The following is a 23,430-nucleotide window of genomic DNA, read 5'->3' on the forward strand; positions in this document are numbered from 1 at the left end:
ATTTGCGTTTGGCAGTAGTAGATAAAAAGTAGTGTAAGGACTTCAATCGTAAATGTTCAAATTAGCTCATATTTAAATCGATACATGTTATTAGGTTATATTCTAGTATACAGCTGTCCTGGATCTCATTGCTAACTACGCACTACTAAAGTCTTACCCTAATCAAATTAACCGTATTTTTGGTTTCAATTACAAATCCTTATGAAACAACAAGACCCTTACGCAGCCCTGCGTTATAAAGAATTCAATTGGTTTTTATTGGTGCGTTTTGCTATGGTATTTGCTTGGTCCATGCAGTTTATCGTTATCGAATGGCAGGTGTATAGTTTGACTAAAAATCCGTTGTCTTTGGGCATTATCGGGCTAATGGAAGTGATTCCTGCAGTTTCCATGGCTTTGTTTGCGGGGCATATCGTAGACCAAAAAGAAAAGCGGAATTTATTGTTTACATGTATTGCGGGTTTTTCGGTAATTAGTTTGGGCTTGTTTCTGCTAACTTGGCCTAGAATGGTTGCAGGATTTTCTGAGCATTCTGTACTATACGCCATTTATGCATTGGTGTTTTTAGGTGGATTCGTTCGCGCATTTCTGGGGCCAACTATCTTTTCGTTAATGGCCTTGGTAGTGCCTAAAAAAGTTTATCCTAATGCGGCTACGTGGAGCAGCTCGGTGTGGCAAATGGGAGCGGTTTTAGGGCCTGCGCTGGCGGGGTTTTCCATACACTTAATTGGTGTGCATTGGTCTATGTGTTTAATTGTTGGTTTTGCTGTAACGGCCTTGTTGGCTTTGACACAAATTTCTAAAAAACCTATTTTAAATCCGAAGATAGGCGAGCCTGTTATGCAGAGTTTAAAAGAAGGTGTGAAGTTTGTGTTTAATACCAAAGCCATTTTAGGAGCCATAACTTTAGATATGGTTGCGGTATTATTTGGTGGTGCTGTAGCCTTGTTGCCTGTTTTTGCTCAGGATATTTTAAAAGTAGGGCCGCAAGGTTTTGGTGTACTGCGTGCTGCGCCAGCGGTAGGAGCTTGCATTACCATGCTTATTTCGGCCTATGTGCCTTTAAATAAAAATGCAGGTATGAAACTCCTCGTAGCTATTTTTGGATTTGGAGCAAGTATTATTGTCTTCGGACTCTCCACCTGGTTTTGGATTTCGGTAGGCGCACTGTTTTTTAGCGGGGTTTTCGATGGTATTTCCATGGTGATTCGCCAGACCATTTTACAGCTAAAAACACCCGACCATATGCGCGGTCGTGTGGCTTCCGTAAATTCGATGTTTGTGGGATCTTCTAATGAATTAGGCGCTTTTGAAAGTGGTTTAACCGCAAAACTAATGGGCACTGTTACAGCAGTGGTATTTGGAGGAAGTATGACATTATTAATCGTAACAGCAACCGGACTGTTTTCACCAAGTTTTAGACGCTTGGATTTGCGTAAAGATCTGGAGGAACATTCTAGTTAGTAGTGAAGCGGTGGTTTAGTGAAACGGTAATTGCTTGGGTAAATTGGTTTGTAACTGAAAATAAAAGCTCAATACGCATTACTATTTTAACGCATTTTCAAATTAGCCCAGCTTCCAGCTGTCTAGCTTTTTGGGTCAAGTTCTTTCAACTCAAACTTTTCTCCATCAAACTTTCCGTAAGTGTAATAGTTTATCCAGTCGCCCAGATTAAAGTATTTAGACGTATCGTTTAGCTGAACTTCCATAGGCAAGTGGCGGTGTCCGAAAACAAAAAAATCGTAGTGTTTGCTTTCTAGTTTGCGCTTGCAATACTGTACGAGCCATTCGTTGTCTTCGCCTAAAAATTTAGCGTCTTCATCGCCAGAAATCAGTTTGTTTTTAACCGACATATATTGGGCTAGACGCACGCCTAAATCGGGGTGTAACCAACGAAATAACCATTTGGAAAACGGATTGGTAAACACTTTTTTCATGCGTTTATAGCCTTTGTCACCAGGTCCTAAACCATCGCCATGACCAATTAAAAAGGTTTTGTTGTTAAAAGTGAATTCCTTTGGTTTGTGGTACACGGGGATGTTGAGTTCGGTTTCGAAATAATCGTCCATCCATAAATCGTGATTCCCTACAAAAAAGTAAATGGGAATGCCTGCATCGCGTAATTCGGCAAGCTTGCCTAAGGTTCTTACAAAGCCTTTTGGTACTACGGTTTTGTATTCGAACCAGAAATCGAACAAATCGCCAAGCAGAAAAATGGCGGCGGCATCGTGTTTTATGCTATCCAGCCAGGCTACAAACTTTTTTTCTCGTGGCAGAGATTCCTCTGCCGTAGGAGCACCCAGATGATTGTCGGATGAAAAATAAATGTATTTGCCGTTGGGAATTTGCATGGTGTAAATATAAAAATTGTTTTCTCGATTTTTTTAAATTGGAGTATGAGTTTATATTGAAATCTTTAATTTTCTAAATAGGTTATTGTTCATTGGTCTCAGTCGTTAGTTTAAACTATGCACTTTTAGAGCAAGATTTTCAGTTTCTATAAATATTTTTGCGCCACGAATGCACGAATAATTGATATAGTTTTTATAAAACCATTCGTGTATTTGTGGCTATAATGAACACAAATAATTAGACTTTCAGTCTGTTTCAAACCTATGGACTTCCAGTCTAAAGTGGTTCATTTTTTCCATTGATAAAAGACGAAATCGATATTAAGAGATCCAAGAACTCCATAATTTATGATAATAAAGCGTGATCTAACCAAAAAAAAATAGGCTTACGATAAATTTTCGATAGGCCATTAGTTATTTCTAAATGTTAATTTTGGTTAGAATTTGCGTTAAGGATTGAGCGTTTGTTGGAGCTCTTTTTAAGGTTATTAAACCTTAAAAAAGCGACTCGCGAAAGCCTGACCCATTAGGGGAACGCCCTAATTATTATCGGCGGCATACCACTCGGCAAAACTGCTTTCGGTCTCCTGTAATTTTAAGGCGTGTAACTGGATGTGTTCTGGAAGGTGTTGCTGAATTTTTTTAGCAAAATCGATTACCATCATCTCGCTTGTGGGCTGGTAATCTACCAAAAGCACATTATGTCCGCGTGTTTCCAGTTCTTTCGCCAGTTCTACATGTGGTGTGTTTTTGTTAAATACGGTAGCGTGATCGAAGACATCTACAATTTCGTGCTTTACGATTTTTTTTAAATCGCCAAAATCGATTACCATGCCAAATTTTACGTTGCTGTTATCGGTAATGGGCGTGCCAATTACGGTAACCGATAGTTTGTAGCTGTGGCCGTGGACGTTCTTGCATTTACCGTCGTAGCCGTACAGGGCGTGACCGGTTTCGAAAGTGAATTGTTTGGTGATGCGAATCTTGCTCATTTCAAAATTAATTTAACAGTGCAAAGGTAGCCAATTTGTAAAAGCAATTTGTTTTTCGCCTATATTTGCGCGCTTTTTGTTGAAAACATAGGCTAATATGTTAAAATTTAAGGGTGTAACTAAATGAATAGACGCTTTTAATGCAAATGCTTTTTGAGCATTTGGAGCTTGCTGAAAATCCGTTATACGAGAGGGTCATAGATGATCTTTTGAATCAGCAGTACAGTATTGTAGATGACTTTTTTGATGCCGATGAGGTTTTAAAACTTCGGGAATCTATTTTACTAAAATATGAGGATGATGCATTTAAGAGGGCTGCCATTGGCAATCGCGTAAATGAAACGATAGAAAAATCGATCCGTGGCGATGTGATTCTTTGGATAGACGAGCAGACGCAAAATGCAGCAGAAACCTTGTTTTTTAACAAAATAAATGCCTTGGTGCACTATTTAAACAGAACTTGTTTTTTGGGGATATTGCATAAGGAGTTTCATTATGCTATTTATCCTAAAGGTACGTTTTACAAGCGGCATTTAGATACGTTTCAAAACGACGACCGCAGAAAATTGTCGTTTGTATGTTATTTGAACGACGAAAATTGGTTGCCTGAAAATGGTGGCGAATTGGTAATATATACCAACGAAAACGGCGTTGAGGTTGAAAAAGTAATTTACCCGTTTCCAGGGCGTGTTGTTATTTTTGAAAGTCAGCTGTTGGAACACGAAGTAAAACCTGTAAATACTAAACGGTATAGCATTACAGGTTGGCTAAAAACGCGTTAAACCTAACGGCGATTTTTTGTGCGGTTGTAAACATAAATTATTACCAGTACTAAAGCCAGTACTAGGAACAGGCCGTTTCCGCTTAAAAAGTTTAAAATATTCATAAGTCTTTGTTTTTCTTTTTGTTGTAGTTATAGAGCAGATATGCCAGAAGTACTAAAATAACAAAAGGTAGCATAGAACCGATAAAAACGCCTATCTGATAACTGGAATCGGGGGCGTTTTGTATTTTTTGTTCGATGTCTATGTCCTGGATCGCGAGTAACATTATTTTAGAGTTTTGGTTACATCTTCACGGTCAAATTTAGAAGAATTATATTACCGAACTAAAAAAAGTTGCCTGAATTTAAAAATTAACGGAATACCACGAGCAGCCATCCAAAAGGTAAAGGCAATAAAAACGGCGTAAAGCTTATAGTCTAAACGATCGAATAGTAATAATACAGGAATAAATACCAAAAATGTAGAGGCTAATAAAACGTTTCTTAAATATTTCATTTTTCCTAAACCTTTAAACATCCCGTCGAAGATAAAGGCTAAAGCGCAAAGCGGTTGCATGGCTAATACTATCCAGAATACGTGGTAGAATTCGTTTAAAACAGCTGGTTGCTTTGTAAATATTAGTCCGATTGGATAATAAAATAGTACTCCCAAAGCAGCGAGAATAAGTCCAGAAACCACTCCGTAAACAATCAGTTTATTGCTTAAGGCCATCAGTAAATCGGGGCGTTTAGCGCCAAATAATTTACCCGATAAAATATTACCAGCACTGGCAAAACCATCGATTAAAAAAGCACCAAAAAACCAGAGGTTTATGGCAATGGTATAGGCTGCAATGTATTCTTTTCCGTAATTGGTAGCGAACGAACTGGCCATAAATAAGGCTGCATTAAGTGCCAGAGTACGCACAAATAAATTAAGGATCATTATCACGAATTTATGTATTTCCTTATTAAAAGGAAACGATACAAGTAACGGAATATCTGTTTTTTTGAATAAATAAATACCCGATAATAAAGCCATTAGAACCTGTGCTATAACGCTGGCATAAGCTGCACCTTTAATGTGTAATGCTGGAATAATTTCGGGAATACCGTACACTAAAACATAATCTAGAATGATGTTGGAGCAAGATCCGATTATAGCAATTACCATTGGGTAATAGGTGTTTTGCAGGCCACGGAATGTGCCAAAAACAGCAATAGTAAATAGAGTAAACGGAAAACCGAAAACGCGTATTCTATAATATACTTTAGCGTAGTCTAATATAAGCCCGGAAGCGTTGTAGAGTTTGAAAATAGATTCGGCTAAGGGGTAGGTTATTAAAATAATACAAAGACTTAAACCTGTAATTAAAAAGATGGCTTGAGCGGGCAGATTTTTAACGGCATCTAAATTGTCGGCACCCAAATATTGCGAGATGATAGACGAGATGGCGCTTCGGCTTTGTCCCAATACCCAAATCAGCATCGAGATAAACGTGCCTACAATTCCCACAGCAGCCAAAGCTTCGGTAGGATGTATATTAACATTACCCACTATTGCCGTGTCTGTAATAGATAAAATGGGTTCACTTATGCCTGCAATAATAGCGGGAATAGCTAATTTGTTAATCTGTTTTAAAGATAAAGAAGCTTCTAACATTAAAGGGGAAATAGTTTAAAGAGGCAAAGGTCGTGTTTTTAATTAGTATGATATTGTAATTTTTAGAGAAATAAGATTTTAATTAAAGTTGTAAATGTCGGAAATTGAATGAATTATGATTAATAGTTGTGAAAAGTGTGATTTTTTGGTTTTATATGCGAAAAAAATGTAATTTTGGTCGCATAAATGGGGATGTAGCTCAGTTGGCTAGAGCGCTTGACTGGCAGTCAAGAGGTCGGCGGTTCGAGTCCGCTCTTCTCCACAGAAACAGCAAGGCTTTAGAAGATTTAATCTTTTAGAGCCTTTTTTGTTTGCACGCAATTTGCACGCAAAAAAATAAATCATAATTTTTTAAATAAAATGAATTGATTTGGGGTAAATATCGAATTAAGAGATGAAAATCCTGAATCGTTTAAGTGTTTGGGCGGAATATTTGTTTGATTTAAACTCAAAATATTTCTTTTAAACCAGGTTTTAGTCCCATTTACCCTTCAGTCCTGTTAATAACTCTTCAAAACCCCAAAATCGGCCAAAAAAATCCACATATAAAACAATCTGTTTCAAAGCCATCCGATACTAAATAAAACCAGAGCAAAAAACGTCTCATTTTACATGATTAGGTTTGTTTTAATATGTTGATTATAAAATATTTGTGTATAACTATTCCAGTTTTGTTTCCCTTCCAATAGCCCTGTTTTATACTTTTATTGCCATAGTCCCGTAAGGGCAAACAAAAGCGCTTTTGTTCATTTTTATCAACCCAAAAAATAAATAAAATGGACAATTTATTGATACTCGAACGGCTGGACCGTTTGGAAAAACTGCTCATTGGCCAAAAGGAGGTACTGACCTTCGACGAGGCCTGCGACTACACCGGAATATCGAGGAGCTACCTCTATAAGCTTACGTCTTCGGGCAATATACCGCACTCCAAGCCCAACGGCAAGATGCTCTTTTTCGAGAAGAAGAAGCTGGTGGACTGGCTGCTGCAGAACCGGCGAAAGAGCAGACATGAACTGGAGGCCGAGGCCCTGGCACACACCCTGCGCAACAAACGCTAGGGCGTTCCATTCCGTCAACTAAAAAAAACGAACGATATGGAACAGATTCCCTATATACGTGTGGGCACCTCGTACTACAAGCGGGTCAAGGCCCCGACCATAGCCGGGCATTTCAACGACATCCTGGTGCACTGGAACATCGAGACCATCAGGCAGGACCACGGCAGGGGCCATTTGGCCAAGGTCCCCAAATACGATGGTTTTACCTGCATCCCGAGCCATGTGGACTTCAAACGGGAGCACCTCGGCTTCTACAACATCTATTCGCCCTTGGGCCATGCTCCGAAAGAAGGCAGCGTCCAAAGGTCACTGGAATTCGTGGAACACATTTTCGGCGGGCATTTCGAACTGGGACTGGACTACCTCCAGCTGCTGTACCTGAAGCCCATTCAGGTGCTGCCCATCCTGTGTCTGGTGTCGAGGGAGCGCTCCACGGGCAAGAGCACCTTTTTGAAGTGGCTGAAGGCCATCTTCGAGAACAACCTGACCTACCTGACCAACGATAGCTTCAGTAGCCAGTTCAACGCCGATTGGGCGAACAAATTGTTGATATGCATCGACGAGGTATTGTTCAACAAGGAGGAGCTCACCGAGCGCATCAAGTACCTGAGCACCACCAACATCAACAAACTGGAGGCCAAGGGCAAGGACAAGCGCGAGGTGGAGTTCTTCGGAAAGTTCATCCTGTGCAGCAACAACGAGGAAAGCTTCATTAAGATAGATGCCAACGAGACCCGGTTCTGGGTCATCAAGGTGCCGGTACTAAAACAAGAGGATACACAATTTTTGGAAGCACTAACCGCAGAGATTCCGGCCTTTATGCATTTCTTGGAGCACCGCAAGTTAAGCTCCAGGCACCTCACGCGGATGTGGTTCACGCCAAAGCAAATAAAGACCAGGGCACTGACCAAGTTAGTGCAGAACAACCGCAACCGCGTGGAAAAGGAACTGGCCAGTATCCTTATGGACGTCATGGAACGGTTTGACCTGCAATCGGTGGACCTCTGTCCAATGGATGCGCTATTGGCGCTGAACAAGACCCGGGTGAAAACGGATTTGACCCAACTAAGGAGATTGTTGAAGAAGGAATGGCAACTGAGCAACCAGGGCAACTCCAACAGCTACCAGAAATTTGTGGTCTGGTCGGACGGGAAAGTGACCTTCGTGGATGCCAAGGGCAGGTACTTTACCGTGGAAAAAACATTTTTAACAGAACACTTTGATGATTTGATGACGGTGTAGAAAAACTGTTGGTTTTATTGCTCTGGGGCCGTCATCAAAGAATCATCATTCTGTCATCAAAAAAAATAATGATGACGGAACAACGCAGAAGAAAACGAAGAATGATGACGTGATGACCATTTGATGACCCGGAAATCCCATTAGTGGCAGGGGATTCCGAAGGAAATCATCAAAACATCAAAAAAATGACCAAAAACACATTGGCTTATGAAATGAGCCATAACTCTATCTAGGTATGGTTTGGAAGTTCTTAATGGCGAATTGCATCTGGCCTATAAAAAACAATAAAATTTATGCAGATGAAAAGAAAAATAAACTGTGAAACAGCCCGAGGTTTTTCCGTGTTGAAGGCACTGGAAAAACTCGGGCACTTTCCACAGCGCACAACGGAGAAAGAAGCTTGGTTCCTGAGTCCGTTCCGGTCAGAAACGCAAGCCTCTTTCAAGGTATCCAAAAGAAAGAACCGATGGTACGACTACGGTGCCGGTATAGGCGGTAATGTTATTGATTTGGTGTGCAGAATATCGGGCTGTTCGGTGAAAGAGGCGCTAAGATTTTTAAATGAAGGGAATCCTCTTTTTTCTTTTCAGCAGCCACCCGTTTTTAGGGAAAGGGAAACGGCCATACGGATAATAAAAGTCCAGCCGTTACAGCACCCCGCACTGTTGCAGTACCAGAAATCAAGACATATAGACCCCATGGTGGCACGGATGTACTGTAAGGAGGTCTGGTACACCGTCAAGGGCAAATCCTATTTCGCGGTCGGGCTGGAAAACGATAGGGGCGGTTGGGAACTGCGCAACAAGTTCTTCAAGAATTCTAGCAGCCCGAAATACTGCACCCATCTGAAACACAGCAGCAGACAGCTCATCATATTGGAGGGCATGTTCGATTTGCTGTCACTGGCCATGCTGGATATTGAATTGATGGGCACCTCGGATATCCTTGTAATCAACTCCATTGCCTTCATAAAAAATATAGCGGATTATTTGTGCGATTATGACCGAACCTTACTCTATTTGGACAATGATGTTGCTGGGGATAATGCTGTGCGGTATCTGACAAACATTAATCCCCATGTCATCGACAGAAGAACGGACTATAAAAGCTATAAAGATTTAAACGAATACCTGTGCCATGTTAAGCAAAGATGATTTGGAACATATTCCAGAGGAAATCCCAAAAACTGAAAAACGGAAGCTCAAGATTCCTACCGATGTACTGGAACGCTCGGACAAGTTGGACTTGGAACTGGAACGAAACATGGACGGAGACGATAATGTTCTGGGTAGGAATTCGAGATGTGTGGCTGTGGCCACATTCTCGTTTGCTCCCGATGGTCGCAAAGGAAAAAAGGTGTTTAAGGGGAAAGGGGAACTCGTTAAGTTTCGGTGTTCGGTATTCGAAAAGAAACTGTTGAAGGTCAAGGCCAAGCAAAGTGGATTGAGCCTTAGCGAGTACCTCCGGAGGTGCGCGTTGAAAAAGGAAATTGTCGAGCGTATGGACGACGAGCACATCGAGATCTATAAAATACTCATCAAGTACCACAACAACTTTAAACGGATAGCCAATATGTACAAAAATCGGAACCCCAAACTGGTGAGGACCGTTCTGGACCTGGCCGAAGAGATAAAGGGCCACCTAAAAAAGTTCCAAAGATGATAGGTAAGGGGAAGAGCATAGCGCATACCAGGGCCTCGATGGAATATGGCTGGAACCAGGAAAAGGAGGCCGAGGTGGTGCTCAGGGAGTTCCTGCACGGGGAATCCCCGGTAGAGATTACCAAGGAGTTCGAAATGGTACAGGAGCAGAACGAGCACTGCCGGAAGAACACCCTGTCCTTTGTGCTCAGCCCCACCGTGGAGGATGGCAAGGCCCTGGGCAAAAAGGAAATGGAGGCCCTGACCAGGGAATTCATCAAACAGATGCAGCTGGGGGAGCGTCAGGCCATAGCCTTTGTGCACCGCAACCGGGAGCACACCCATATCCATCTTTATGTGAACCGCATCGATTTTAGGGGCACGGCCTATAACGACAGCTTTATCGGGAAGCGGAGCCAACAGGCCGCCGAGCGGGTGGCGGAGCGTATGCAATTGACGACGGTGAAACAAGTACAGTTCGAAAAGGAGTTCCATATGAGGGAAATACGGGCAGAGATAAAAAGGCGGCACGATATGGCCATAAAACAGTTGAAGCCCAAGAGCTTTGAGGATTACGTCAAGGCCATGGCGGCCAACAAAGTGGAGGTGATACCCTGCATCAACAAACAGAACAAGTTGCAGGGCTTCCGTTTTGAGTTCGGCGGGCACAACCTGAAGGGCAGTGCCGTGCACCGGCAGATGTCACTGGGTAACATCGGCCGGCAACTGTCGGGCATGGAGGGCATGGCCATCACCAAACAAAACGGCCAAAAGCGGATCAGTGTCAAGCTGGCCGGCAAGGTGGTGGACATCACACCGAACCTGGCGATGAAAGTGGCCAAGTTCATTATTAAAAGAGCTATTGATAAAGGAATAGGCTATTAAAACGATATATTATGGCAAAACTGGAACAGATTACGGAACTATTGGTCAACGAGCTCAGGGACTTTGAGCGGGGCATAGAACGATTGGAGCGCCTCAATGAAGGCCTGCGGGACACCACCGTGCAGATGGATCTCACAGAATTGAAATCCCTTTTGGATGAGCACCAAAAGAAAATGGCCGACCATCAAAATACGATAAGGCAATTCGGGAATGTCTTCGAAAATGGAGTGAAACGGATTAAGTCCTATTTTATTTGGCTTATAGTGGTTTGCGTTTTTTGTTTGGGTTTTAGCGTGGTATTGGTGATAGGGGTGTTTTGAAATAAAAAAAAATGGGTTCGTGGTGTTCGCTCCAAGGGGTTGTTCATTGTTCATGAAAGTTTCAAAACAATGAAATGGGCTAAAAACTATTATAATATAGCTCAAAAAAAAGTTATATTTGAGCTATAAAGTAGTAAATTATAGCTCATGAATCGTAAAATATGGAACTGGCAATCTGATGAGTGGCCAAATTTCACCTATAATGAAGAGGCACTAAGGGCATTGGAACTACAATTTTCTAAAAATATAGGCACGGTTTCAGGGGCTCTTAAGCATATAGACAGCGACGATAAAGAGTTGTTTGTGGTTGAGCTATTGTCCAATGAAGCTTTAAAGACCTCAGAAATCGAAGGAGAATATTTGGACCGGGACAGTATCCAGTCTTCCATAAAGAAAAACTTGGGACTTAGTGCAGACCGAAGAAAAGTGGCTCCGGCCGAATTTGGAATTTCTGAAATGATGGTGGATCTATACCGTAACTATTCTAGTCCCTTATCGCACCAACAGCTGTTTAATTGGCACAAAATGTTAACCAATGGGAGGCGTGATTTAATGGATATTGGTAGGTATAGAACGCATGAGGATCCTATGCAAGTGGTTTCAGCACGATTGGATAGGCCGACTGTCCATTTTGAAGCACCGCCATCTGTGGACATGCCTCAAGAAATGGAACGCTTTGTAGGTTGGTTCAACCAATGTCATTTTGAAGAGCCTAATACATTGCTGCCCATAGCAAAAGCTGGGATTGCCCATTTATACTTTGTGAGTATCCACCCTTTTGAAGATGGCAACGGTAGGATAGCCCGTGCCTTGTCGGAAAAATCTATTTCCAGAAGTATAGGGCAACCCGCTTTAATATCGCTTTCTAAAACCATCGAATCCAATAAAAAGGCTTACTATAAGGCTTTAGAGAAGAATAATAAGATATGTGAAATTACCGATTGGTTGATTTACTTTGGACAAACTATAATAGAGGCACAGGTAGAGACCCTAAGGCTTATTGATTTCACTATTGAAAAAGCCAAGTTTTTTGACCGATATTCCCAAAAAATGAATGAACGGCAATTAAAGGTGGTGAACCGATTATTTGCGGCAGGGCCACAAGGGTTTGTAGGGGGCTTGAGTGCTGAGAATTATACCAGGATCGCCAAAACATCTGCTTCAACAGCAACACGTGATTTAAAAGATCTTATAGATAAAAATATACTACTGAAAACAGGGGTTTTAAAAGGGACTCGGTATTGGTTGAATATTAAGTGAGATACTTTGTAATCTAATTTAACAGTTCTTTTTATGGTAAAAGGAAAACCAAAACATATGTTTTAGTATTAAAAGAGAACCTAATGTCAATTGTTTTTATGTTAAATATTATCTTGATCAAATGAATTTTATTTTTTTACAAAAAATCGGTTTTGTCTTAGGCGTATTATTCTCGCTTGTTATTTTTTCATGTTCTAAAAATGAAACCAAAAAGTCTATTATCGGTTTTGCACAAACCGGGGTAAACGATGAGTGGAGAAGGGCCATGAACCAATCTATGGAAATTCAGGCATCCATGAATAACAATATTGAATTACTTATTCTAGATGGAGAGGATAATGTAGAAAAGCAAACCCAAGATATTGAAAATTTAATTGCCCAAAACGTAGATGTTTTAATTGTTTCTCCTGTAAAATCCAGACCCATAACGCCTATAGTTGAAAAAGCTTTTAATAAAGGAATTCCGGTTTTAATTGTCGATAGAAAAACCGATAGCAAAAATTACACGGCCTTTTTAGGTGGCGATAATTACCAAGTGGGTAAAGATGCCGCCAATTATATAGCTTCACTTCCTAAGAAAGAAAAAAGGATTATAGAAATAAGCGGATTGCCGGGGTCTTCACCGGCCGAAGAGCGTAGTTTAGGGTTCAATAATACCTTAAAAGGAGTGAGTGGGGTAGAAATTGTTAAGCGCATTGAAAGTAACTGGGAAAGCTACTCCATAAAAGATAGCTTACGCCATGTTTTGGATAAAATTGATAATGTGGATTACATATTTGCGCACAACGATAGAATGGCTCTCGGGGCATGGGAGGTAACCAAAGAATTAAACCTTCAAGATAAAATAGGTATTATTGGCGTTGACGGATTGGCTACCGAAAACGGCGGTATTAAACTGGTTCAGGAGGGCGCTTTGCTGGCCACTATTTTATACCCGACAGGGGGTGATGAAGCCATAAAACTGGCTGAAAAAATTTTAAAAGGAGAAGCTGTTCCGAAAAACACGATTTTAAAAACTACGGTAATTGATGCTAGAAATGCCGATATTATGCATAATCAGTTTGCTAAAATAAGCCAACAGCAATTGGATATTTTAGACCAACAGCAACGCATTAAAAAGCAGCAAGAAACCTACTCGACACAAAGCAACATTTTAAAACTTCTTTTAGGGCTTTTAATAACCAGTGTACTCTTAGGGGCGTACAGTATATATTCGGGTTATAACATTAGGAAGCAAAAACGCGAGTTGGAGATTCAAAATAAAAAAATTACCGTTCAGCGAAATCAAATAAAAAAAATAGCAGAGCAGGTTAAGCAGAGCAACGAAGCGAAGGTTAACTTTTTCACAGGTTTGTCGCACGAGTTTAAAACACCACTCACGCTTATCCTGTCGTCTATTGAGTCGCTTTCAGAAAATAGAGCCATAATCGATAATAAGTTAACCAAAGAAATAGGCCTGATTTTCAATAATTCAAAACGGCTTTTGAGATTGATTAACCAGCTATTGGATTTCAGAAAAGTTGAAGAGAAAAAGTTTAGTTTGAGGGCTTCAAAAACCAATTTGTTGGAATTTTCAAAGCAAATTTTCAAGGATTTTGAACGCGAGGCTCAAAAGCGCAATATTAATTTTTCAATTGAATCGAATAACGAAAACCTTACTCTTTTCATTGACCGAAATTTAATGGACAAAGTGTATTTCAATCTATTGTCCAATGCTTTTAAATTTACCCCCAATAATGGCTCCATCCTCATTAAAATTGAGGAAGACCAAGAAAATAATTTGGTGAAAGTGTACTTTAAAGATTCGGGCATGGGCATTCCCAATAAAGATTTGGAACGGGTGTTCAAACCATTTTTTAGAGGCTCGAACAACAATTTAGCTGGATCGGGAATTGGGTTGCACCTTTCAAAACAGTTTATTGAACTGCACAAAGGAACCATCGAGGTTTTCAGTAAACACGGGGCGGAATTTGTATTGACACTGCCCAAGGGCGATGCCCATTTATCTTCCGATGAAATGATTGCTGAAGCAGATATGATAGATGCTTCGGTTATAAATTTCAATGACGGCAGCGAACAGGACGTGTTTAGTGTAGAGCCTGTAAAAAGTAACGAGGATGCTTACGTGATATTGATTGTTGAGGATAACCCAGATTTGATAGATTTTTTGAAAAGCAAATTGACTGGTGATTACGAAGTACACTTGTCCAATGGTCCTGACGCCGTGGAAAAAGCCTTGGAACTTGTGCCGGATATCATTTTGTGCGATGTAAACCTACCAGAAAAGGATGGGTTTGAAATTTGCGAGATTGTAAAAAAAGATTTGAGAACATCGCATATTCCAATCATTATGCTGACGGCTTTAGATGATAAAGAATCTTATATGCGTGGCTTGCAATCTGGGGCCGATTTATATTTAACCAAGCCATTTAGTTTTTCGGTGCTGTCGCAATCCATCAAAACCGTGATTTACAATAGGGAGCGATTGAGGTATTATTTTGTTAATAACGTCCATAAAATCAATGCGAATGAAAACTTTGGAAATACAGAGCAAGATTTTGTGCTAAAAATAAATAAGATCATTAACGATAATCTGGATAACTCTAAATTTTCAGTTGAAAGTTTGGCTGATGACCTTAATATTTCCAGAGTACAATTATACCGAAAGTTAAAAGCTATTTTGGGCGTTAACGTAAGCGATTACGTGTTGCAGATTAGGTTGGATAGAGCCAAAGTGCTACTAAAGGAATCGAACTTAACAATATCTGAAATTGCTTATGCAACGGGCTTTTCATCTCCTAATTATTTTTCTACAACCTTTAAAGGCAAGTTTAGCCAATCTCCTAAGGCTTACAGAGAGGCTTGAATAGGGGTGTGAAATTCATAATTTTAGTGGTAGTATTTTGATGACTTGGTGTTTTTAGTGCTTCAAAAATGGCATAATCATATATTACTCATTGCTATTTTGTCAAATTCTTAGTGTTGCTCTTTATGTTTAGGTATCAATTTTAAACAAATGATGTAACCATATTATACTTTTTAGAGGGTTCAAAAGAATCATGGTTTTGTAGTATCTTTATTTATAGGGCTTTAGGTGTGTTTTGGGTTTTTGTTAACATATTCATAATCAATTGTTACAAATCAAAAAAGCAAAACAGAAGATGTGCTGTACTTTGCAACTAGTAATTCCAACTAAACACCACCACCATGAAAAATAAGATATTAATATGGTCTATCACCGCCGCTTTGGCAGGCTTCCTTTTTGGATTTGATACAGTAGTTATTTCTGGAGCCGAGAAAAAATTACAAGCCTTATGGAGTACATCCGATATGTTTCACGGTGTCGTGGTTATTGGTATGGCTCTTTGGGGCACTGTAATAGGTGCTTTTTTTGGAGGGATTCCAACCAATAGATTGGGGAGAAAGAAAACCTTATTATGGATTGGTGTTTTATATACCATTTCAGCTTTGGGCTCTGGTTTGGCCAACGACCCTTGGACCTTTGCTTTTTTTAGATTTATAGGAGGGTTGGGAGTTGGTGCATCAACTATAGCAGCTCCGGCTTACATATCTGAAATAGCGCCTGCAAAAGACAGAGGCAAGCTAGTTGGATTATACCAATTTAATATAGTGTTCGGTATTTTGGTAGCGTTTTTCTCCAACTATTTATTAAATGATATTGGTGAAAATGCCTGGCGCTGGATGGTTGGCATAGAGGCATTACCTGCACTATTGTACACACTGTTTGTTTTAACCGTCCCTAAAAGTCCGCGATGGTTGCTCACTAAATTCAGAAACCATGAAGCTCGGGAAGTACTTAAGGTTATAAATCCCGATTTAAATCCCGAGCAATTGATGTTGGAGATAAAACAGGAAATGGAAAATACCGTTCCCAACGAAAACATCTTCTTAAAAAAATACAGATACCCCTTACTGTTGGCCTTTTTAATGGCGTTTTTCAATCAGCTTTCGGGCATTAACGCCCTGCTGTATTACGCCCCAAGAATTTTGGAAGAGGCCGGCTTGGGCGAAAGTTCTGCGCTTTTAAGTAGCATTGGCGTTGGCGTAACCAACATGCTGTTCACGCTACTGGGCATATTGTTAATCGACAGATTGGGTAGAAAACAACTAATGTATATCTGTTCATTCGGTTACATTATATCATTATCCTTGGTATCGGCAGCCTTCTTTTTAAAATGGGAGGGTAGCCTCATGCCCATATTCCTATTTATGTTCATTGCTGCGCATGCCATTGGACAAGGCACCGTTATTTGGGTATTCATTTCAGAAATTTTTCCAAACCACTTACGGGGTGCGGGGCAATCATTTGGCAGTTCGGTACACTGGGTACTGGCAGCCGTAGTGCCTTCGTTAGTGCCAGTGTTATTTTCAAATATTGGTGCGGGCATGGTCTTTCTGTTCTTCAATATCATGATGGTACTGCAACTTCTGTTTGTCATTTTTCTGATGCCCGAAACCAAAGGGATTTCACTCGAAGAACTCAGTAAAAAACTAATTAAAAAATAACCAACACCTAAACTAAATTCAAAATGAAAACAATCAATCACAGAAATTTATTATTCGCCGTTATGTGGTGTCTTTTTCTTGTAGGCTGTAAAAACACTACAGGTTCGAAGCAAAATGTTGCCGAATCATCTGAAGCACGCACTTACACCGAAGAAGAGCTTTATCGGCCCAACTTTCATTTTACACCAAAAAAAGGTTGGATGAACGACCCTAATGGTATGTTCTATTACAACGGGTATTACCATTTGTATTTTCAGCATTACCCAGACGATAATGTTTGGGGGCCTATGCACTGGGGGCACGCTATAAGCACCGATATGATTACTTGGACGGAGCAGCCTATTGCACTTTATCCTGATGAGTTAGGCACTATATTTTCAGGAAGTGCAGTGGTCGATATCAGCAATAGCTCTGGGTTGGGAGACACCGAAAGGTCTATTCCTGTTGTTGCGATGTACACCAGCTCAAAAGAATTGGGCGATGGCAATTGGAAACAAACACAAAGTATCGCTTACAGTAATGACGAAGGGAAAACATTTACAAAATTCGATGGGAACCCCGTAATCGATAATACCAAAATTAAAGATTTTAGGGATCCAAAAGTGACGTGGGATGAAGCCAGAAACAAGTGGGTGATGGTTTTGGCTGCAGGGGATAAGATTATGTTTTATGACTCCAAGGATTTAAAAAACTGGAACTTACTGTCTGATTTCGGACAAGGAATTGGCGGGCACGGTGGTGTTTGGGAATGCCCAGATTTATTTGAGTTGCCTGTTTTGGGTACAGATGAATCAAAATGGGTGCTTTTTGTAAGCATCAACCCCGGAGGCCCCAATGGCGGTAGTGCCACCCAATATTTTATTGGTGATTTTGATGGCACTAAATTCACTATGGATAAGGATTTTGAGAAGCGACTGAATGAAAATCATAATTACTGGATTGATTTTGGACGGGATAATTATGCTGGGGTAACATGGTCCAATGCCAGAAAAAAGGATGGTAGTATGTTGATGATGGGTTGGATGTCCAACTGGGATTATGCCCAAAAAGTACCTACTGAAAAATGGCGAAGTGCCATGACCATTGCGAGAACCATACAACTTCAAAAAAACGAATCGGGGTACAGGTTATTATTCAACCCGGTTAGTGAATTAAACAATTATAGAGGAACAAAATTTGAAGAAAAAAACATTCAAATTAAAGAAGAAACGAATCTGATAGGGACAAATGAAATCGACCTATCGAGTTCAGAAATCCACTTTAATATTTCAGATTTACAAACGGGGTCGTACACTTTTAAACTTAAAAACAAAGTGGGAGACGAGTTGAAGTTTGGTTTCAACCATACTAATAATACTTACTACGTAAACCGCCAAAATTCTGGAAAAGTAGGATTCGAAGAAAAATTTGCCAATAAAGTATCTGTTGCGCCCAGAACTTCAACAAGTAAAGAATTTACAGGAACCATTCTGTTGGATAAAACATCCATTGAGTTGTTTTTCGACAATGGGGAAACGGTAATGACCGAAATATTTTTCCCCAACCAGCCCTACACGCAACTTAGCATAGAACCACATGGACAGGAATTTATTCTTGATTCTATTGAAATAAATAAACTAAAGTTCAACTAAAACTAAATTAATCATGAAATTAAAAAAACTAATTTTTTCGTCATTGTTCGCCCTAATAGGTTTTTGGGTGCAAGGGCAGGTGAGTGGTACGGTTACCGCTCAAGAAGACGGTATGCCCCTGCCGGGGGTGTCGGTTTTGGTAGCTGGCACGACCGTGGGAACCGCTACCGATTTTGATGGCAATTATTTGCTGGAAGGAATCGCTACAGATGCCAAACTTGTTTTTAGCTATGTGGGCTACGCTACCCAAGAAATTGAAGTGAACAACCGTTCAGTGATCAATGTGATTATGGTTGAAGATGCGGCCGCCCTCGATGAGGTTGTCGTTACCGGATATTCCAGAGAGCGTAAAGTAGATGTTACGGGAGCTATTACCGTTGTAGAACTGGGACCCACTGAAGGAGTGAGTATGAGTTCCGGTAGTGCCGTACAAGGTTTGCAAGGTCGCGTTCCGGGTTTGTTCATAGAGAAAAATGGCGACCCAACGGGGACGAACAATAATATTTTAATACGTGGTGCTACCACTTTGGGGAATAACGATCCGCTTTACGTTATCGACGGTGTACCAACGGTAAGGCAAGAGGTATTTGCGAGTATTAATCCAAGTACTATTGAATCTGTTCAAGTACTAAAGGATGCCTCGGCTTCATCGCTTTATGGAGCCCGAGCTGGTAATGGTGTTATCATCGTAACCACAAAAAATAGCGCTAAAGCTGCTGGTGGCGAAAAATTTAGCGTAACCGTGAATTCCAATATTTCTGTGCTTTCAGAAAAGCAACAGCGATACGATATGCTCAATGCCCAACAACGTGGCGAAGTGTTATGGCGTGCATCTGTTAATGACGGTGCCGATCCTAATGCGGGCTATGGCGAAATTTATAATTTCGATTGGAACGGCGACTTTAACAACCCGGTACTAAATAGTGTTACCGTTCAGCCTTTTGTTGGTGGCGATAACAGTGTGCCGGCTGGTGATACCGATTGGCAAGACGAAACTTATGAAACAGGTTATGTTTATAACAATGAATTATCGGTTTCAGGAGGAACGGACAACTCATTCCATTTGTTGAATATCGGTCATTTAAAGAACACAGGAATCTTAAAATACACCGGTTACGAAAGAATCTCTGCAAAGTTAAATTCCAATTTTAATTTGTTCGACAATAAGTTGAGATTGGGTGTAAATACCCAGATGTTTACGTCAGACGAAACTCTAGCGTCCCGCGACGTGGGTAGTGCTTGGATCCCCAGTTTGGCCATTACCCTTGTGCCTACATTGCCGGTTTACGATGCGAACGGAGAATTTGCAGGGCCACTGGGTGCTGGTTATTCCGATAGAAACAACCCCGTATTGATGCAATACTTAAACCGTTGGGACAATACCGATAGAACCACATTCTTTGGGAATATTTATGCCGAGTACGATATTTTGGAAAACCTGACCTTTAGAACAAGTTTGGGTGTAGATTACGGAGCCTACAACAGAAGAGATATTGAAACGCGAGTAAACAATGGGTTTGTTACAAGAAGTAATAACAGGTTAATCATAGATACCAATAATTTTACCAGTTTGATATTTACCAACACTTTAAATTATCAATTGAACCTAAACGATAAGCATAAAATTGGTGTGCTTTTGGGAACGGAATCCATAAAAGATGATTTTAATAGCGTACTGTCTCAAGCTGATGGATTTGCAGTAGAATCAGAGTCCTTTTTTCAGCTGAATGCAGCAACTGGAGCGAGAACCAATTCGGGGTCTTCAACCGGCAGTAGGTTGTTGTCACAGTTCGGAAAAATAAACTATGCTTATGAGGATAGGTATCTTGCCTCTTTTACACTACGTAGAGATGGTTCTTCAAGATTTGGTGCAGAAAACAGATATGGTGTTTTTCCAGCGGCTACTTTAGGTTGGAGAATAAGTAATGAAGAGTTCTGGAAAGACAACGATATTGTAAACTCCTTAAAACTGAGGGCAGGTTACGGTGAGGTTGGTAACCAATCTATTGGAGATGTGGCACGTTTTGGCTTGTTCGAATCTAGGTACGGTGCTAACCAATTACAGGCAACAGGCGATAATAATTTCTTTAATACATATTGGAATGTAGGTACGGCTTATGATTTGAATGGCGTAAACACTGGTAATTTGCCATCTGGTTTCGTGTCCATTCAAGCGGCAAACTCAGGATTGAAGTGGGAAACCACAAAAGAATACAACTTTGGTGTTGATTTTACCTTGCTTAACAATAATATTGTAGGGTCTTTTGATTACTTCACCAGAGAAACCAGCGATATCTTAACTACTCCACCAATTGCATCGGTAGTGGGCGAAGGTCAGCAACGTGTATTAAACGGGGCTACCACCGAAACCAGAGGATGGGAATTGTCTTTGGGCTATTCAAAAACCTTTGACAACGGTTTGTCAATGTCGGTTGCTGCCAATTTTGGTTCATTTAAAGATGAAATCACCCAGCTACCGGAAGAAGTGGTGTCTTCATATCCCGGTACTGTAGATAATTCTATCATTGGGCATTCGCAGTTTTCAATTTTTGGATATAAAACGGCTGGTTTGTTCCAAAGTCAAGAAGACATCGATTCCAGTCCCAATCAGGTTGGAGCGAGACTTGGGGGCTTAAAATTTCAGGACTTGGATGGTAACGGAAGCATTGGACCAGAGGATAGAGATTTCTTAGGTACCACCTTGCCAGATCTAGAATATGGTATTCGAGTGGATTTAAACTATAAAAACTTCGACTTTTCGGTATTCGGTTCGGGTGTCGCTGGTCGAATAGGGCAAGACCCATATATCTTTTGGAACAATTTTGTTCAAGGAAGGGAAAACGCCGGGCTAGGTGTACTTGATGCTTGGACGCCAAATAATACGGGTTCAACAATACCTTCTTTGTCATTGGCATTCAACGATCAAAGGGTTTCAGATTACTTATACAGAAACAACTCTTACTTTAAACTAAGAAACCTTCAGTTTGGTTATTCGCTTCCAGAAGAAATAATCAATAAATGGGGAGGCATGACAGGTTTAAGAGTGTATTTCCAAGGGGAGAATTTGTTTTGGGCAACACCAAAAGATTACATCGGTTCCGATCCAGAAAGAACCAATGTAGATAACATTCCCAACCCGACCATTTTATCATTAGGCCTTAATGTAAATTTTTAAAAAATTGGAAAACATGAAAAATATAACAACACTTATTATAGGAATTATTGCCAGTGTTATTTTGGTAGGATGTTCCAAAGACTTTTTAGAGTACGAACCGGAAGGTGTACTCTCAAACGAAAATGTAGCCACAGCAGGAAATGCCGAAGCTTTGGTTGTAGCGGCTTACGCCGGAATTGCCAACGACGATATGATTGGTCCACTTACGCACATGTGGGTGTATGGCAGTGTGCGTTCAGACGATGCTTATAAAGGCGGAGGAGGCCGTAGCGATGTGGATATTGTTGACCGTTACGAACAGTACAACCTAACAGCGGCCGATGACCCATCAGATTGGATGGGGCCGCGAACTTGGACCAACTATTACAAAGCCATTTCAAGGGCCAACTTTGCGCTATCGGTTATTAATGACATTCCAGATGCTGATTATGCCGAAAAAACGACTAGACAGGCGGAGCTACGTTTTTTAAGAGCTCACTCTCATTTTATGTTGAAATTGTTGTTCAAAAAAATCCCTTATATCACCGAAGGGCTGTCGCAGGAAGAACTTTTGCAAATATCAAACGACATGGATAACGATGCGTTGTGGAACACCATTGCAGACGACTTTTTATTCGCCTATAACAATTTACCACAAGCACAAGATCAGGTAGGACGTGCCGATAGAAATGCCGCTGCGGCTTATTTGGCTAAGTTACGTTTGTACCAAGCTTATGAGCAGAACGATACCCACCAGGTAACAAACATTAACATGTCGAGATTACAAGAAGTGGTTGATTTTGCCGATGAGGTTACTGGCAGTTTGGAACCCGATTTTGGAAACAACTTCTTGGACGGTTTCGATAATGGTCCGGAGTCCATTTGGGCAGCACAATTTTCAATAAATGACGGAACCACCGTAAGTAGGGTGAGTTTCGTAACAGGCTTGAATTCTCCACACGGTACAGGATTGTACGGTTGCTGTGGTTTCCACTTGGCCAGCCATAACATGGTTAATGCCTTTAAAACCGATGCTTCAGGTTTGCCGTTGTTGGATACCTTTAACGATGCCAATATTTTTGATACGGTTGATGGTAACGGTGAAACACCATTGGCAGCAGGAATAACTTTAGATCCAAGAATAGACCATACCGTTGGTATCCCCGGACGTCCATTCAAATACCGCAATACGGTGAATGAAACGGGGGATATGGTGTATAATTTCAGTTGGGCGAGAGATCCCGGAGTGTATGGTTACTTCGGCAATATGAAAGAGCAGCAAGCCCCCGATTGTTCGTGTTACGTTAAAGAAGGGCCTTTTGTGGGAACGTCTAAAAATGTAGATTTTATTAGATACGCCGATGTCCTATTGTTCAAGGCTGAGGCATTGATTCAAATGGATCAGGTTGATGCCGGGGTTACTATAATCAACCAAATACGAAATCGTGCTGCGGCAAGTACACAGCGTCAATTGGATGCTGGTGCGACCGATGTTTACAACATGGGTGAATACCCTATGGGAATGACTAAAGCCGAAGCCTTTAAAGCCTTGATGTTTGAAAGACGCTTGGAGTTTGGTATGGAGGGCCCAAGGTTTTTCGATTTGGTAAGATGGGGCATGGCCGAGCAGGTGTTGAACGGTTATTTAGCTGTTGAAAAAACACGAAAGGATTTCTTAGCTAATGCACAATTTACCGCTGGACGGGATGAATACTACCCCATTCCCCAACGGGAGATTGATTTTACTGGCGGCTTGTATATTCAAAATGCTGGTTATTAGAGTTTTTATTCAATAAGAATTTGTTTGTTTAAGTTAGTTTGATTTTAATCCAGAGGAGTTGAATATGGCTGCTCTGGATTTTTCAACTTATTTGAAAATCAGCGTGTTTTAGTTATTAGGAACAAGTGGATTCCCCCTCAAAATAATTAAAAGTAAATATT

At 40.7% G+C, this 23,430-nt stretch carries 17 protein-coding genes, 1 tRNA gene and 1 pseudogene; 16 read left to right on the forward strand and 3 right to left on the reverse strand.

Annotated features, from left to right (window positions below):
* Positions 1-201 precede the first annotated feature (201 nt).
* Positions 202-1,464 carry an MFS transporter gene (locus ACR9EA_RS00395; protein WP_435135943.1) on the forward strand — a complete coding sequence of 421 codons (1,263 nt, stop codon included), beginning with the start codon at positions 202-204 and terminating at the stop codon, positions 1,462-1,464.
* Positions 1,465-1,586: 122 nt separating this feature from the next.
* Here the strand turns inward: ACR9EA_RS00395 and ACR9EA_RS00400 are convergent, their stop codons facing one another.
* Together ACR9EA_RS00400 and ACR9EA_RS00405 are read right to left on the reverse strand one after the other, a co-directional pair.
* Positions 1,587-2,351 (reverse strand): UDP-2,3-diacylglucosamine diphosphatase, encoded by a 765-nt coding sequence (locus ACR9EA_RS00400; RefSeq protein WP_435135945.1) that lies wholly within the window; start codon positions 2,349-2,351, stop codon positions 1,587-1,589.
* Positions 2,352-2,890: 539 nt separating this feature from the next.
* Entirely contained in the window at positions 2,891-3,343 is a 453-nt protein-coding gene (locus tag ACR9EA_RS00405) for a 6-pyruvoyl trahydropterin synthase family protein (RefSeq protein WP_435135947.1), read from the reverse strand.
* 140 nt (positions 3,344-3,483) lie between these two features.
* Between ACR9EA_RS00405 and ACR9EA_RS00410 the strand changes: the two genes are divergently transcribed.
* Positions 3,484-4,125: a 2OG-Fe(II) oxygenase gene (locus ACR9EA_RS00410; protein ID WP_435135949.1), complete on the forward strand. Its 642-nt coding sequence runs from the start codon at positions 3,484-3,486 to the stop codon at positions 4,123-4,125.
* A gap of 318 nt (positions 4,126-4,443) precedes the next feature.
* On the opposite strand, the gene ACR9EA_RS00415 is transcribed toward ACR9EA_RS00410, so the two are convergent.
* Positions 4,444-5,769, reverse strand: coding sequence for an MATE family efflux transporter (locus ACR9EA_RS00415; RefSeq protein WP_435135951.1), 1,326 nt, complete (start codon positions 5,767-5,769; stop codon positions 4,444-4,446).
* Positions 5,770-5,957: 188 nt separating this feature from the next.
* Here ACR9EA_RS00415 and ACR9EA_RS00420 point away from each other — a divergent pair.
* The 14 genes and pseudogenes from ACR9EA_RS00420 (at position 5,958) to ACR9EA_RS00485 (ending at position 23,269) form a co-directional block, all read left to right on the forward strand.
* A tRNA-Ala gene (locus tag ACR9EA_RS00420) sits at positions 5,958-6,031 on the forward strand.
* A gap of 514 nt (positions 6,032-6,545) precedes the next feature.
* A complete protein-coding gene (locus ACR9EA_RS00425) occupies positions 6,546-6,830 on the forward strand; it encodes a helix-turn-helix transcriptional regulator (protein ID WP_435135953.1) in 285 nt (94 codons plus the stop codon).
* Between the two features lie 36 nt (positions 6,831-6,866).
* On the forward strand, positions 6,867-8,072 hold the full coding sequence (locus ACR9EA_RS00430; protein ID WP_435135954.1) for a primase-helicase family protein: 1,206 nt from the start codon (positions 6,867-6,869) through the stop codon (positions 8,070-8,072).
* Positions 8,073-8,371: 299 nt separating this feature from the next.
* A complete protein-coding gene (locus ACR9EA_RS00435) occupies positions 8,372-9,226 on the forward strand; it encodes a toprim domain-containing protein (RefSeq protein WP_435135956.1) in 855 nt (284 codons plus the stop codon).
* A 1-nt stretch (position 9,227) separates the two neighbouring features.
* Complete coding sequence (gene mbpA / locus ACR9EA_RS00440; RefSeq protein ID WP_435135958.1) at positions 9,228-9,734, forward strand: mobilization protein MbpA; 507 nt, start codon at positions 9,228-9,230, stop codon at positions 9,732-9,734.
* 38 nt (positions 9,735-9,772) lie between these two features.
* A complete protein-coding gene (locus tag ACR9EA_RS00445) occupies positions 9,773-10,597 on the forward strand; it encodes a relaxase/mobilization nuclease domain-containing protein (RefSeq protein ID WP_435135960.1) in 825 nt (274 codons plus the stop codon).
* An 11-nt stretch (positions 10,598-10,608) separates the two neighbouring features.
* On the forward strand, positions 10,609-10,917 hold the full coding sequence (locus tag ACR9EA_RS00450) for a DUF6730 family protein (RefSeq protein WP_435135962.1): 309 nt from the start codon (positions 10,609-10,611) through the stop codon (positions 10,915-10,917).
* Positions 10,918-11,064: 147 nt separating this feature from the next.
* A pseudogene (locus ACR9EA_RS00455) lies at positions 11,065-11,313 on the forward strand (DUF4172 domain-containing protein); the annotation flags it as partial.
* Between the two features lie 3 nt (positions 11,314-11,316).
* Positions 11,317-12,177 (forward strand): Fic family protein, encoded by an 861-nt coding sequence (locus tag ACR9EA_RS00460; protein ID WP_435139921.1) that lies wholly within the window; start codon positions 11,317-11,319, stop codon positions 12,175-12,177.
* Between the two features lie 121 nt (positions 12,178-12,298).
* Positions 12,299-15,043 (forward strand): hybrid sensor histidine kinase/response regulator transcription factor, encoded by a 2,745-nt coding sequence (locus ACR9EA_RS00465; RefSeq protein WP_435135964.1) that lies wholly within the window; start codon positions 12,299-12,301, stop codon positions 15,041-15,043.
* Between the two features lie 341 nt (positions 15,044-15,384).
* A complete protein-coding gene (locus ACR9EA_RS00470; protein WP_435135967.1) occupies positions 15,385-16,704 on the forward strand; it encodes a sugar porter family MFS transporter in 1,320 nt (439 codons plus the stop codon).
* A gap of 23 nt (positions 16,705-16,727) precedes the next feature.
* Positions 16,728-18,335 carry a glycoside hydrolase family 32 protein gene (locus ACR9EA_RS00475; RefSeq protein ID WP_435135969.1) on the forward strand — a complete coding sequence of 536 codons (1,608 nt, stop codon included), beginning with the start codon at positions 16,728-16,730 and terminating at the stop codon, positions 18,333-18,335.
* Positions 18,336-18,348: 13 nt separating this feature from the next.
* Complete coding sequence (locus ACR9EA_RS00480; RefSeq protein ID WP_435135971.1) at positions 18,349-21,510, forward strand: SusC/RagA family TonB-linked outer membrane protein; 3,162 nt, start codon at positions 18,349-18,351, stop codon at positions 21,508-21,510.
* 13 nt (positions 21,511-21,523) lie between these two features.
* The gene (locus ACR9EA_RS00485) at positions 21,524-23,269 is read left to right on the forward strand and encodes a RagB/SusD family nutrient uptake outer membrane protein (protein WP_435135973.1); all 1,746 of its coding nucleotides are present in this window, start codon (positions 21,524-21,526) and stop codon (positions 23,267-23,269) included.
* The last annotated feature ends 161 nt before the right edge of the window (positions 23,270-23,430 follow it).

Source organism: Formosa sp. A9 (genome assembly GCF_051200825.1).
Lineage (GTDB): Bacteria > Bacteroidota > Bacteroidia > Flavobacteriales > Flavobacteriaceae > Formosa.